General features: G+C 49.4%; 4 protein-coding genes and 1 pseudogene. 3 read left to right on the forward strand and 2 right to left on the reverse strand.

What is annotated here, in order from left to right:
* Nucleotides 1-331 precede the first annotated feature (331 nt).
* The 3 genes from AB3F25_RS04040 to AB3F25_RS04050 all read left to right on the forward strand — a co-directional run bounded on the left by AB3F25_RS04040 (nucleotide 332) and on the right by AB3F25_RS04050 (nucleotide 14640).
* The gene (locus tag AB3F25_RS04040; protein ID WP_373604223.1) at nucleotides 332-11038 is read left to right on the forward strand and encodes a hypothetical protein; all 10707 of its coding nucleotides are present in this window, start codon (nucleotides 332-334) and stop codon (nucleotides 11036-11038) included.
* A 76-nt stretch (nucleotides 11039-11114) separates the two neighbouring features.
* A complete protein-coding gene (locus AB3F25_RS04045) occupies nucleotides 11115-12710 on the forward strand; it encodes a hypothetical protein (RefSeq protein ID WP_373604224.1) in 1596 nt (531 codons plus the stop codon).
* Nucleotides 12711-12720: 10 nt separating this feature from the next.
* On the forward strand, nucleotides 12721-14640 hold the full coding sequence (locus AB3F25_RS04050) for an adhesin (RefSeq protein ID WP_373604225.1): 1920 nt from the start codon (nucleotides 12721-12723) through the stop codon (nucleotides 14638-14640).
* 222 nt (nucleotides 14641-14862) lie between these two features.
* Here the strand turns inward: AB3F25_RS04050 and AB3F25_RS04055 are convergent.
* Nucleotides 14863-14961: pseudogene (locus AB3F25_RS04055) on the reverse strand (histidine phosphatase family protein); the annotation flags it as partial.
* Between the two features lie 61 nt (nucleotides 14962-15022).
* Complete coding sequence (locus AB3F25_RS04060; RefSeq protein ID WP_373604226.1) at nucleotides 15023-16390, reverse strand: TolC family protein; 1368 nt, start codon at nucleotides 16388-16390, stop codon at nucleotides 15023-15025.
* Nucleotides 16391-16405: the final 15 nt, after the last annotated feature.

Raw genomic sequence — 16405 nt, forward strand, 5'->3', positions numbered from 1 at the left:
GCCGCAAAAAATCCTGCTTTGTTCCTTCAAAAAATCGCAATGGCATCAGATTGTTCTCGCTTATGTTTACCGAAAAGGCTGTCACCACGCCCCAAGTGGCTGAAAGCAGAACCGATACGTCATTTATCCTTACCCAAAACAGCCTTTACATTCCCCCAAAACTCCCATAGAATATCGTCGCTTTTTTGGCAGGAAAACGGTTAAAATTTCGCCAGAAAACATTTAGGCATAACGCCGTTTCACGCTGTTTAAGTCTGTGTAAAACACACGCATTTAAACGGCGTTTTGCCGTATTTTTTACCCACAACTTTATAAGAGGATGTGATTTTTAATGAACAAAATATACAAAATTGTCTGGAACGCCGCCCAACAAGCTTGGGTCGTCGTATCCGAACTCGCACGCGGGCACGTAAAAGCCTCCGCCACGAGCACCGCATTGACGGCCGTCGTTGCGGGCACCTTAGTATGGGGGCTTAGTACCCAGCCCGCCAATGCATGGAAATATTTAGGTGTATCGGATGATGGAAAAAGTTTATTAGCAACAAATCTTTGTTTGGAAGGCGTATGTTATACCGATGGCACGGCTGTTAAAGTAGATTTTAGTTATTCTTCCAATGCTGGTTTGGGTGGTGGTGCTACTACTGCTCAAGCTATTGCTGCAAACCCTGTACTTGGGTTCGTATCAAATTACACCACAACTAAAGCGGCTTATTCTACTGCTGATGGTAGTTTGTCCGTTCAAGAAGCGGATCGCATGATTCGTATGCTTATGACTGATCCAAACTATAGGGGAACACAAGCCGGTAAGCCATTCTCCGAGGCGGATGGTAGAATAACTTGTGTAACGAATCCTAATAATGTTTCTAGTGGAGCTCAGAATGCCCTGTATATGGGGGGCGATTATATTCCTCCTATGACCACAGGTTCGCTCTCTTCCGCTGGGTTTGTTGATAGCTATGCAACAATGACGATTCATACCGAAAATATGAACGTAAGCAGTACAGGTACTATGGGGCTAGGGTCTCGCATTTATTATGCCAATGACACTTATAGTAACTACAGCGTGTACGCCACTTCAACCACCACGAGTTACTTCCATGTCAACTCGACCCTAACCGGAAACCTTGATAAACCTGGCGCAACAGCCGGCGCCACCGGCATCAACGCCATGGCCCTCGGCCCGAATGCCTCTGCAGCGGGTAATCATTCTATTGCTCAAGGTGTGAACGCTAATGCCACGGGGAATTTTTCTATTGCGCAGGGGTATAACGTAAGCGCGTTAGGTAATCATTCAATTGTTATCGGGGAAAATTCGTCGGCACTAGGTGGAACTTCTGTGGCTGATTACTCAGTCGTGTTGGGTTATAACGTAACTTCACTAGGAAATTCCACAGCTATCGGGAAAACCGTGAGCGTTCAATCAGGGATCGGGATCGGGACAAATGTTCAGTCGGTTAATGGTGTCGCCATTGGTAATAGCGCGGACGCTAGCGGCGGTATAGCGATAGGTGAACGTGCTAGAGGGGCATCAAACGGCGTTAGTCTTGGTAGTGACTCTCAGGCTGACCTGTATTCTGTCGCAATTGGTCCTTATGCTAATACGACATACATTAGTCCATTTTCGGGCAATGGCGTTTATGAAGGGATTGCTATTGGCTCGGGTGCGAAGGCTCACGCCGACTGGCGACCAATGGCTATTGGCTCCGGCGCCAATGCTACGGCTAATGATTCCATGGCCATTGGTAATGCTTCCCAAGCGAGTGGCGAGGCCTCCATTTCCATCGGTAGCTCTTCCAACGTCACCGGCAACCAATCCATCGCTATCGGTGTTGGCAATATTGTGACTGGCCACAATTCCGGTGCCTTCGGTGACCCAAGCATCATTAACGCCAACGCATCCTACAGCGTGGGTAATAACAATACCTTAGCAAGCGGTCAAACAGATGTATTTGCGCTCGGTAATAACATCAAAAACACTGCAAATAATTCTGTATTCTTAGGTTCCGGTAGTGCTTACACCGCCGCAGATAATAACCTTACCGCAGGTGTAACCGGTGCCGTCGGCGTGATTTCCGTCGGCAACATCAGCGCCAACGAACGCCGCCGCATTCAAGGTTTAGCCGAAGGTTTAGTATCCGAAAACTCCACCGACGCCGTAACCGGTGCACAACTCTACAACGTCAGCAAAAACTCCGTGAAATATTTCGGCGTGAATTCGACAATTGCCGGCAACCGTGATGGTAGTGGCGCGACAGGACAAGATGCGATTGCCATTGGTATGAATGCGACTTCAAGCAATATTTCATCTCTTGCAGTTGGTCATAACGCCACCGCATCCGCGAATTACAGCATCGCCCAAGGCTACCAAGCCAACGCCTCCGACCGCTATTCCATCGCGCAGGGTTACCAAGCCAATGCTAGCGGCTTTGCTTCCATTGCTATCGGTAATGGCACTACTGCCAGCGGTAGCTCATCAGTTGCGCTTGGTAGATCAGCCAACGCTTCTGATTTTGGCGCATACGCAATCGGCTATGAAGCCACCGCTTCCGCCATGCATGCTTATGCCATCGGTCTTCAAAGCAACGCCACCGGACTTTGGTCTATCGCCTTCGGCCCAGTTTCTAAAGCGACAGCTGATGCTGCTATTGCTCAGGGTATGAGTTCTACCGCTTCAGGCAATTACTCCATCGCCCAAGGTGCATGGTCTAATGCCACCGGCGAAGAATCCATCTCTATCGGTAACGCCTCCAACGTCACCGGCAACCAATCCATCGGAATCGGTGTAGGCAACCAAGTCCACGGCCACAATTCCGGCGCATTTGGTGACCCAAGCGTCATCAACGCTAACGCGTCCTACAGCGTCGGTAACAACAACACTCTCGCCGCAGGCCAAACCGGCGTATTCGCCCTCGGTAACGACATCAGCACGACGACGAATAATTCCGTCTTCTTAGGCTCCAACAGCGCCTACGTCGCCGCCGGCACCAGCACCAAAGGCCTCAGCGCATACGCCTCCGAAACCCTCGGCAGCGGCCCGGGCGCTATCACCCTGAACTTCGCAGGCAGCACCCCGGCAGGCGTGGTTAGCGTCGGCGCAGTCGGCCAAGAACGCCGCATCCAAAACGTCGCTGCCGGTCTTCTGAGCAATACTTCGACTGACGCCGTCAACGGCTCACAACTCTACGCCGTCGCCCAAGTGGCCTACAACGCCACCACCGAAGCCAAAGCTGCCAACAGTACGGCGAATGCAGCCAACACAACGGCTAACAACGCGAATAGCACTGCAACTGCGGCTAACAGCACAGCTAACGCAGCTAATACAACTGCGAATACTGCAAACTCCACTGCGAACTACGCAAATAGCACCGCATTGGCAGCTAACAGCACTGCCAACGTAGCGAACTCCACAGCGAACTATGCAAATAGCACCGCATTGGTAGCCAACAGCACAGCAAATGCTGCGAACACAACGGCTAACAACGCGAATAGCACAGCAACTGCAGCTAACAGCACGGCTAACGCAGCTAACACAACCGCGAATACTGCGAACAGCACTGCGAACTATGCAAACAGCACCGCATTGGCAGCGAACAGCACCGCGAACCTAGCTAACACAACGGCTAACAACGCGAATAGCACAGCAACAGCAGCCAACAGCACCGCTAACGCAGCCAACACAACGGCGAATACTGCAAACTCCACTGCGAACTACGCAAACAGCACCGCTAACTATGCAAACAGCACCGCTAACGCAGCGAACACAACCGCGAACACTGCGAACAGCACTGCAAACTTAGCTAACACAACAGCGAACACTGCAAACTCCACAGCGAACTATGCAAATAGCACCGCTACAGCAGCTAACAGCACGGCTAACGCAGCGAACACAACCGCTAACAACGCGAATAGCACGGCGACTGCAGCAAATAGCACTGCGAACTTAGCAAACACAACCGCTAATAACGCAAATAGCACCGCTACAGCAGCCAACAGCACCGCTAACGCAGCCAACACAACCGCGAACACTGCAAACTCCACTGCGAACACTGCAAACTCCACTGCGAACTACGCGAACAGCACCGCTACAGCAGCTAACAGCACGGCTAACGCAGCGAATACAACTGCGAATACTGCTAACTCCACTGCGAACTATGCAAATAGCACTGCATTGGTAGCGAACAGCACTGCGAACTACGCCAACAGCACCGCATTGGCGGCTAACAGTACAGCAAATGCTGCAAACACAACCGCTAACAACGCGAATAGCACGGCGACTGCAGCAAATAGCACTGCGAATTTAGCAAACACAACCGCTAATAACGCAAATAGCACCGCTACAGCAGCCAACAGTACGGCTAATGCTGCAAACTCCACTGCGAACTACGCTAATAGCACTGCATTGGCAGCGAACAGTACCGCAAATGCAGCCAATACAACGGCTAACAACGCGAATAGCACCGCGACAGCAGCGAACAGCACCGCTAACGTAGCGAATACAACCGCGAATACTGCGAACTCCACTGCGAACTATGCAAACAGCACCGCATTGGCAGCGAACAGTACCGCAAATGCTGCGAACACAACCGCTAACAACGCGAATAGCACAGCGACAGCAGCGAACAGCACAGCTAACGCAGCGAACACAACTGCGAATACTGCAAACTCCACTGCGAACTATGCAAACAGCACCGCATTGGCAGCCAACAGTACCGCAAATGCAGCCAACACAACTGCAAATGCAGCGAACAGCACGGCTAACGCAGCCAACACAACTGCGAACACTGCGAACTCCACAGCGAACTATGCAAATAGCACCGCATTGGTAGCAAATAGCACAGCGAACTACGCAAATAGCACCGCATTGGCAGCGAACAGCACAGCCAACGCTGCAAACACAACCGCTAACAACGCGAATAGCACAGCGACTGCTGCTAACAGCACCGCTAATGCAGCCAACACAACGGCGAATACTGCAAACTCCACTGCGAACTACGCGAATAGCACCGCATTGGTAGCCAACAGCACCGCTAACGCAGCCAATACAACAGCGAACACTGCAAACTCCACTGCGAACTACGCTAATAGCACCGCATTGGCAGCAAACAGCACAGCGACTGCAGCTAACACAACTGCGAACACTGCGAACAGCACAGCTAACGTGGCTAATACAACCGCGAATACTGCAAACTCCACTGCGAACTATGCAAATAGCACCGCATTGGCAGCCAACAGTACCGCGAATGCAGCCAATACAACGGCTAACAACGCGAATAGCACAGCGACAGCAGCTAACAGTACCGCTAACGCAGCGAATACAACGGCTAACAATGCGAACAGCACAGCGACCGCAGCTAACTCCACTGCTAACGCAGCCAACACAACTGCGAACACTGCAAACTCCACAGCGAACTATGCAAACAGCACCGCATTGGCAGCCAACAGTACCGCAAATGCTGCGAACACAACCGCTAACAATGCGAACAGCACAGCGACTGCTGCTAACACAACTGCAAATGCAGCTAACAGCACCGCTAACGCAGCCAACACAACCGCGAACACTGCAAACTCCACTGCGAACTACGCTAATAGCACCGCATTGGTAGCAAACAGCACCGCGAACGCTGCGAACACAACGGCTAACAACGCGAATAGCACAGCGACTGCAGCAAATAGCACTGCTAACGCAGCCAACACAACCGCGAATACTGCAAACTCCACAGCGAACTATGCAAATAGCACCGCATTGGCAGCCAACAGCACTGCAAACGCAGCTAACACAACCGCGAATACTGCAAACTCCACTGCGAACTACGCTAATAGCACCGCATTGGTAGCGAACAGCACTGCGAACTATGCAAACAGTACCGCATTGGCAGCCAACAGTACGGCTAATGCTGCAAACACAACAGCTAACAACGCGAATAGCACAGCAACAACAGCTAACAGCACAGCTAACGCGGCTAATACAACCGCGAACACTGCAAACTCCACTGCGAACTATGCAAATAGCACCGCATTGGTAGCTAACAGTACAGCTAATGCTGCAAACACAACGGCAAACAACGCGAACAGCACAGCAACAGCAGCTAACTCAACTGCAAATGCAGCGAACAGCACAGCTAACGCAGCGAATACAACTGCGAACACTGCAAACTCCACTGCGAACTATGCAAATAGCACCGCATTGGCAGCGAACAGCACCGCAAATGCTGCCAATACAACCGCTAACAACGCGAATAGCACAGCGACTGCGGCTAACTCAACTGCTAACGCGGCTAACAGCACAGCGAATGTAGCTAATAGCACTGCAAACGCAGCTAATAGCCTTGCAACTGTTGCTAACAATACTGCTAATGCAGCATTGGCAAACGCAACGATCGCAAACACTACCGCGAACTTGGCGAATGCAACCGCGAACTTGGCGAATGCAACCGCGAACACTGCAAACTCCACAGCGAACTATGCAAATAGCACCGCATTGGCAGCTAACAGTACCGCGAACGCTGCAAACACAACTGCTAACAACGCGAATAGCACAGCGACTGCAGCTAACTCAACTGCTAACGCAGCTAACAGTACAGCCAACGCCGCTAACACAACCGCGAACACTGCGAACTCCACAGCGAACTATGCAAATAGCACCGCATTAGCAGCGAACAGTACCGCAAATGCAGCCAATACAACGGCTAACAACGCGAATAGCACGGCTACAGCAGCTAACTCAACTGCTAACGCAGCCAACACAACGGCGAATACTGCAAACTCCACTGCGAACTATGCAAACAGCACCGCATTGGCAGCCAACAGTACAGCAAATGCTGCAAACACAACCGCTAACAATGCGAATAGCACAGCGACAGCAGCTAACAGCACAGCTAACGCAGCTAACACAACCGCGAACAATGCGAACAGCACCGCGACTGCAGCTAACACAACTGCTAACGCGGCTAACAGCACCGCTAACGCAGCGAACACAACCGCAAACACTGCAAACTCCACTGCGAATTACGCAAACAGCACCGCATTGGTAGCGAACAGCACAGCGAACTACGCTAATAGCACCGCATTGGTAGCAAACAGCACCGCGAACGCTGCGAACACAACGGCTAACAACGCGAACAGCACAGCGACTGCGGCTAACAGCACAGCTAACGCAGCGAACACAACTGCGAATACTGCGAACAGCACCGCTAACGCGGCTAACACAACCGCGAATACTGCAAACTCCACTGCGAACTATGCAAATAGCACCGCATTGGCAGCTAACAGTACCGCAAATGCTGCGAACACAACGGCTAACAACGCGAACAGCACAGCAACTGCAGCGAATACAACTGCAAATGCAGCTAACAGCACAGCTAACGCAGCGAACACAACCGCGAACACTGCGAACTCCACAGCGAACTATGCAAATAGCACCGCATTGGCAGCGAACAGTACCGCAAATGCTGCGAACACAACCGCTAACAACGCGAACAGCACAGCGACTGCGGCTAACTCAACTGCTAACGCAGCCAACAGCACAGCTAACGCGGCTAACACAACCGCGAACACTGCAAACTCCACTGCGAACTATGCAAATAGCACCGCATTGGCAGCAAACAGTACCGCGAATGCAGCCAATACAACGGCTAACAACGCGAACAGCACAGCGACCGCAGCTAACAGCACAGCTAACGCAGCGAACACAACCGCGAACAACGCGAACAGCACAGCGACTGCAGCCAACAGTACCGCAAATGCAGCCAACACAACGGCTAACAACGCAAATAGCACAGCGACTGCGGCTAACTCAACTGCTAACGCGGCTAACAGCACAGCGAATGTAGCTAATAGCACTGCAAACGCAGCTAATAGCCTTGCAACTGTTGCTAACAATACTGCTAATGCAGCATTGGCAAACGCAACGATCGCAAACACTACCGCGAACTTGGCGAATGCAACCGCGAACACTGCAAACTCCACAGCGAACTATGCAAATAGCACCGCATTGGCAGCTAACAGTACCGCGAATGCAGCGAACACAACTGCTAACAACGCAAACAGCACAGCAACAGCGGCCAACAGCACCGCTAACGCAGCCAACACAACCGCGAACACTGCAAACTCCACTGCGAACTACGCAAATAGCACCGCATTGGCAGCCAACAGTACCGCGAATGCTGCGAACACAACCGCTAACAACGCGAACAGCACAGCGACTGCGGCTAACACAACTGCAAATGCAGCTAACAGCACAGCTAACGCAGCTAACACAACCGCGAATACTGCAAACTCCACTGCGAACGCGGCTAATACGACTGCGAACACTGCCAACAGCACAGCTAACGTGGCTAACAGCACAGCGAATGTAGCTAATAGCACTGCAAACGCAGCTCATAGCCTTGCAACTGTTGCGAACAATACTGCTAATGCAGCATTGGCAAACGCAACGATCGCAAACACTACTGCGAACTTGGCGAATGCAACTGCGAATACTGCAAACTCCACTGCCAACTATGCAAATAGCACCGCATTGGTAGCAAACAGTACAGCCAACGCTGCAAACACAACCGCTAACAACGCGAATAGCACTGCAACTGCTGCTAACTCAACTGCAAACGCAGCGAACAGCACTGCAAACGCAGCTAATAGCCTTGCAACTGTTGCGAACAATACTGCTAATGCAGCATTGGCAAACGCAACGATCGCAAACACTACCGCGAACTTGGCGAATGCAACCGCGAATACTGCAAACTCCACTGCGAACTATGCAAACAGCACCGCATTGGCAGCCAACAGTACCGCAAATGCAGCCAACACAACGGCTAACAACGCGAATAGCACAGCGACAGCAGCCAACAGCACCGCTAACGCAGCCAATACAACAGCGAACACTGCAAACTCCACTGCGAACTATGCAAATAGCACCGCATTGGCAGCAAACAGTACCGCAAATGCTGCGAACACAACGGCTAACAACGCGAATAGCACAGCGACTGCAGCTAACAGCACCGCTAACGCAGCCAACAGCACAGCTAACGCGGCTAATACAACCGCGAATACTGCAAACTCCACAGCGAACTATGCAAATAGCACCGCATTGGCAGCCAACAGTACCGCGAACGCTGCGAACACAACGGCTAACAACGCGAATAGCACAGCGAACGTTGCGAATAGCACTGCAAATGTTGCTAACAGCACCGCCTTTGCTGCGAACTCAACTGCTAATGCAGCGAATAGCACTGCAAATGTGGCTAACAGCACTGCAAACGTAGCTAACAGCACTGCAAATGTGGCTAACTCTACAGCCTTCGCCGCTAACTCAACTGCAAATGCAGCGAATAGCACAGCGAATGTTGCAAACAGCACTGCAAACGTAGCTAACAGCACAGCCTTCGCCGCTAACTCCACTGCAAATGCAGCGAATAGCACCGCGAATGTTGCTAATAGCACTGCAAACGTGGCTAACAGCACCGCCTTTGCTGCTAACTCAACTGCTAACGCAGCGAACAGCACCGCGAACGTAGCTAACTCCACAGCCTTCGCCGCTAACTCCACTGCTAATGCAGCCAATAGCACAGCGAACGCAGCCAATAGCACAGCAAACGTGGCTAACTCCACAGCCTTCGCCGCTAACTCAACTGCTAACGCAGCGAACAGCACAGCGAACGTGGCCAATAGCACCGCCTTTGCTGCGAACTCAACTGCAAATGCAGCGAATAGCACAGCGAATGTGGCTAACAGCACCGCCTTTGCCGCTAACTCCACTGCTAATGCAGCCAACAGCACCGCGAACGTGGCTAACAGCACTGCAAACGTAGCTAACAGCACCGCCTTTGCCGCTAACTCCACTGCTAATGCAGCCAATAGCACCGCAAATGTGGCTAATAGCACAGCCTTCGCCGCTAACTCAACTGCAAATGCAGCGAATAGCACTGCAAATGTGGCTAACAGCACTGCAAACGTAGCTAACAGCACTGCAAACGTAGCTAACAGCACCGCCTTCGCTGCTAACTCAACTGCTAATGCAGCGAATAGCACTGCGAATGTGGCTAATAGCACCGCAAATGTGGCTAATAGCACCGCCTTCGCTGCGAACTCCACTGCTAACGCAGCGAATAGCACCGCTAATACTGCAAACAGCACTGCTAACGCAGCCAACACAACGGCAAATACTGCGAACAGCACAGCCAATGCGGCCAACACAACGGCGAACACTGCAAACAGCACAGCCAATGTGGCCAACACAACGGCGAACACTGCGAACAGCACAGCCAATGCGGCCAACACAACGGCGAACACTGCAAACAACACGGCGAATATTGCGAATAGCACCGCAAATTCTGCTAATGCGAATGCTACGGCTGCGCTTGCTAACGCAACGCAAGCCAATGCAGGCTGGAACTTGACAACAAGTGCGTCCACCGGCAATGTGAGCAACGTGTCTATTGCAAACGTGAGAGGTAACGATACTGTCACCTTCGACGCGGGAGACAATATCGCTATTACCCAAACCGGACGCGGTTTAAGTGTTGCCTTGGCGCGTGATATCAGCGTGAACAGTGTGACCACCAGAGATCTCACTGCTACAGGCAATGTGACCTTAGGCGGCGGTGCAGGTACGAGCGTGAAAGTTGCGAGCGGAACGACTGTTAACATGGGCGGCAACCGCATTCAAAACGTAGGTAATGCGACAGCAGATACCGACGCGGCGAATATGGGGGATGTGAAACGTTATGTGAACACAACGCTTGCCGGTTTCAATGCGACAGCAACGAATAGTGCGGTGAATAACCTGAACAAACGCGTAAATAAACTCGATAAGAGAATGCGAGGTTATGCAGCGAATGCGATGGCGGCAACGGCATTACCGCAAGTGACGGCAGCCGGTGAATCCATGGTTTCTGCAGCGGTCGGCTCACAAGGTGGGGCGAGCGCAGTGGCTGTCGGCTACTCCCGTGCGTTGGATAATGGCAAAGTCATTATTAAACTCAACGGTGCAGTCAGCAGCAACGGCGAAGCCGGGGTTGGCGCAGGTGTCGGTTACAAATGGTAATCGCTAGGCGTTAAGCCATAATTAAGATAAAATCGCGGGGGCGCAAACCCTCGCGATTTTTACCAGAGATTAAATTATGAATAATCAACAATCATCGATTGAAACTACTGAAAAAATATCTACGTTGTTGTTATGTAATCCTCATTTTTTGAGTAATTTTAACGAACAATATGTGAAAGGGCTGTCTTTGGTTCAATGGTTACCGGAGATGGGAATGAGACATCAGTTGAATGCGGTATCGGCGGAGAGCTACGATATCCTTATGGTTGATGAATCTTGCCCGATTAACTACAGCAGCTTTATTTGTTGGTTGCGTGTGCTGAAGATAAATGGCGCCTTAGTGCTGCCAAAAAGCGCACAAGCGAATATAGATGCATTTTTTGAACGCGTTACTGAATTTGTAGAATTGAGTCCATTGGATTCGGGTAATGTATTGGTATTTGCTAAATTACCGCATAGTCGGAGTTACGAAGATTATGAAGCGGAGTTGGAACACTTAATAAGTCAACGTGCTTTTGCCAAGGCATTGTCATTGTTGGATAAGATGGAGATCTTAGCGCCTTTACATATTCATCCGACAATGTATCAAGCAAAAATTTATCAACAATTAGGTTTAGTGGACGGTGTGTCGACGGTTTGGCGGCTATTTCGTCAACGTATGACAAACCCGAATGTCGCCGTGTTTGCCGCTTTGGATACCATTATGACAGGGGATTATCATCATGGGTTTAAGGCGCGTCAGCCTTTGATTAGCGATACCTTTCGCGCTAAACCACCACCGAAAGCGGAATGGCAGCCGAAAAAATGGCAAGGGCAAAATTTGTTGGGTAAGCATTTAGTGATTTGGACGGAATTCGGCTTGGGTGACGAGCTGATGTTTTCCCAACTGGCCTATGCATTGAAAAAACAGTTGAATGCGCAAAAAATCACATTGATCGGGCAAACACCGATCGTTGACTTATTGAACACCCATCCGGATATTGATGTGGTGATCGACAGTAGTAAGATTGAAGTGGAATTGACTGACTTTGATTATTGGGTTTTTCCGCACGATATTATGGCTTATATTGATTTGCCTTTTGAGCAAGTAATCAAGCGCCATCCTTATTTGTTTATTGAGGCGGCGGATGTGGCGCAGGCTAAAAATAAAATTATGCAAGTTAAGCCCAAAACCAATGCGGTGCCGAAAGGATTAAATGTCGGGATTGTGTGGCGCGGTAATGCGACGCACGAAAACGATGCTTATCGTTCCATTCATCAAACGGAATTATTACGCGAGCTGTTCGATATAGAAGGGATAAATTGGTATTGTTTGCAGAAAGAATGCAATGAACAGGAAAAGCTCTTGCTTGCGGAATACGATATTCCTAATTTGGCGGAAAATGCGGCCTCTTTAATGGAAACCGGTGCTTATTTGATGAATATGGATTATTTGGTGACGGTGGATACATCGGTGGCGCATTTAGCCGGCGGGTTAGGCGTGAAGACGCTGTTATTACTACCGTTTATCGGCGATTGGCGTTGGGGATCTGATGGAGAGCGTAATATGTGGTATCCGAATTTAACCGCGATCCGTGTAGAATCGCCGAAAGCTTCATGGGCGTTGGCCATAAGTAAAACGCGCGATAAGTTAGAAATTTTAAAACATAGTCAACGAATGAGTTATTTATAGGAGCCTATTTATGCAAAATGAAAATCCGCAACCACAAGCTCAACAAGAAGAGCAGGTTACGCCGAATGTAGCGCGTTTCGAGCGTGCTGTACGCGAGAAGGATTATGAACGCGCTTGTAATACTTTGCTGTCGATTCTCGGTAAATTAGACGAAAACTTCGGCGGTTTGCAAGGCATTGAATTTGCTTATCCCGACCAATATCGAGATAAAAACATGGAAATGGAGTTGACGGTATATTTTTGTACCCGAATGGCGGATGCAATTTCCGAATTGTTTAGCGATCCGGTGTTAGAAGTGAGCGATGCCGGAATGCAACGTTTCTTTTCCTTGCAACGTTGGATTTCCTTCATTTTTGCAAGCTCCCATTATGTGAATGCGGATCACGTGTTACAGGTATATAACCGTAATCCGGATCGCAATTCGTCGGAAGTACAAATCGAAGCGAAGCGTCCGTCGTTGATTAAATTCTGTATTTTGTACTTGCCGGAATCCAATTTGAATTTGAACTTGGATATGTTATGGCAGATTGATCGCGATATTTGCGCCTCACTTTGTTTCGCTTTGCAGTCGCCACGTTTTATCGGTACACCGGCGGCTTTCAGCAAACGCGCGGCGATTTTACAGTGGTTCCCGAAACGATTGGAAACTTTAAACGATTTAAATAACGTACCAAACGCCATTTCTCACGATGTGTACATGCACTGTAGTTATGATGTGGCGGCTAATAAACACGATGTAAAAGGTGCGCTAAATAAAGTGGTGCGTCGTCATAATTTCTTGTTTGGTTGGCGCGATCTTGATGTGCAAAATATCGGTTACCGCAACGGTAAGCCGGTAATGGTTGTTGTGTTAGAGCATTTCCATTCGGCGCACTCTATTTATCGTACTCACTCCACTTCAATGCGGGCGGCACGCGAGCATTTCTATTTGATCGGAATGGGGAATGAACAAGTGGATCAGCTCGGTCAAGAAGTGTTCGATGAATTCAAATTGATTCCGTCCGGCCATGTGTACGACCGAATGAAAGTAGTGCGTGAAGTGTGCGAGGAAAACAAAGCAGCGATTTTATATATGCCGTCTATCGGTATGGATTTATTGCCGATTTTCTTGAGTAATACCCGAGTAGCGCCAATTCAAGCGATTGCTTTGGGTCACCCGGCGACCACCCATTCAAAATTTATCGAATATGTGGTGGTAGAAGACGATTATGTCGGTTCGGAAGCCTGTTTCAGCGAAAAACTGTTGCGTTTGCCGAAAGACGCCTTACCTTACGTGCCTTCTGCTTTGGCACCGACGCAGGTGGAATACAAATTGCGCGAAAATCCTGAAGTGGTGAATATCGGTATCGCCTCCACCACGATGAAATTAAACCCGTTCTTCTTGGAAGCTTTACGTGCCATTCGCGATCGTGCCCGAGTGAAGGTGCATTTCCACTTCGCGTTGGGGCAATCGCAAGGTGTGACACATCCTTATGTGGCGCGTTTTATTAAGTCCTATTTAGGTAACGACGCCACGGCACACCCGCAAACGCCTTATTTGCAATACTTAGATATTTTGAAAAATTGCGACATGATGGTGAACCCGTTCCCGTTCGGTAATACTAACGGTATTATCGATATGGTAACCATAGGCTTGGTCGGTATTTGTAAAACCGGTCCGGAAGTACACGAACATATCGACGAAGGCTTGTTCCGTCGTTTAGGCTTGCCGGAATGGCTTATTGCTCACACCGTGGACGAATACGTAGAACGCTCAATTCGCCTAGCGGAAAACCATGCAGAACGCTTGGCATTGCGTCGTCAGATCATCGAAAATAACGGCTTGAGTACGCTATTTACCGGTGATCCACGCCCGATGGGACAGATCTTCCTGCAAAAACTAAAAGAATGGGCGGAGTCGCGCAAAGTAAAATTGCAGATTGCCGCATAGTTTGAATTAAGAACAAAAAACGCTTGCCGGAAGGTGAGCGTTTTTTTATGTGTATTTTTTTAGAAAATAATAGTGGGCGATTTATACGGGAGTTATCGGTACGCGTGATTTGAGATCGCAAAATAGCACCGCATTGAAGCCTTGTCCGGCAAGCTTTCAATGCGGTGCTGAAATGAATAGATAGAAAGTTTAAGATTCAACGAAAATTTTCGGAGACAGTATTTCCGTCAATGGCGAATCGCCGTGCCCTTGCATTAAGCCTTGTTCATTCCAAACGGTTCTGCCGTGGCGGATGAAGTAGAAAGTCAGCTGTTTTTTCATTTTTCCTCTCCGAAAATAAAATAAGGAAGTCGAAACTTCCTTATTTTGCTTAAGTTATGAGTTAACGTGAATAATAACCGGCCATGGCGCTATAGACGGCATTTTCCGCTTGAATCAAGCTGAATTTTGCGTTCAAGATGGCTAGCTGCGAATTTTTCTCGGTATTTGCCGCATTCAACCATTCGCGCAACTCGGAGACCCCCGCGTTATAGCGGTTGCGGTAGTATTGCGTGATGCGTTTGTTGTAATCAAAAGTTTTTTGTTGATTGGCAAAAGCACTTTGCGCTTGGGTGAAGGCGAAGTAGTTGGTGTCCACGTCGTTCAATGCGGTGGTGATACTTTGCTCGTAGTTCAAACGCGCGGTTTCATAATCCGCTTCGGAAATTTTCACGTTCCATTTTACGCTGTTCCAGTTTAAGAACGGCAAGCTAATGCCTACTGTGCCGCCGGCGACAGGCGTGTGAAGTGCGTTGCCGACTTTGTTGCCGGTCGAGCTTAAACTGCCGCCCAAGGTAACTTCAGGGAACCAGCTTTTTTCGGTTGCTCTGGCATTTTTAAAAGCGCTGCTTAAACGGAATTGATAGCCTTTAACATCTGGACGGTTGGCGATAACGGAAATCGGTACGTTTAAATTCACGCCGACATTTTTCACGTTAAGAATATGTGGGAAATTGATATTTAATGCTTCGTCAGGTTTTAAGTTAAGCAAATTACGCAAGGTTTGTTCAGCGGTTTTGCGTTGGGTTTGGTAGGTGATCAAACTGTTACGTGCGGTTAGAACCGATTGTTGCGCTTGATCCACGCTGGCAGAATCTGCGACACCTTGGCTTAAACGACGTTGCATAATGTTGCTGATGTCGCTGTAGTATTTGATGCTTTCTTCGGTGGTCGCAATTGCATCATTTAAATAAGCGATTTGGTAATACGTGATAACTACGGAATTTATTAAAGAAAGTTTGGTTGCTTCCAAATCTTGCGCGGTGGCTTTGTGGGTCCACTCTGCAGCATCCGCAGAATCCGCCAAACGGCGCCATAAATCTAGGGTGTAACTTACGTTTAAGGAGCCGCTGTGGGAAACCGCAGAGTTAGCCGATGTATCGATACGACGTTGTGCGCTGGACTTTGTGGCACCACTAAAGGACGGCACTAAATTGGCGCCGACCAAATTAGCGTTATAAAGCGCGCGATTGACCGCAATGGCGGCTTTGGCTAAGTTTTTGTTATTTAGCAAGGCTTGTTCTACTACGCGGTTAAGTTGTGCATCTTGATAAAGTGTCCACCAATCTTCTTTTACATTGAATTGTTTGGTGATTTCTTCGTATTTTTGGTAATCCTCCAGGCTGGCTTTGTAAGAATCGCCGATATTGGCACAACCTGCGAGGGTTGTTGCCATGAGTACGGCAAGGGCTAATTTCTTCATTTTTAACATGATTTTTCCTTCAGT

Source organism: Aggregatibacter sp. HMT-949 (assembly GCF_041734645.1).
GTDB lineage: Bacteria > Pseudomonadota > Gammaproteobacteria > Enterobacterales > Pasteurellaceae > Rodentibacter.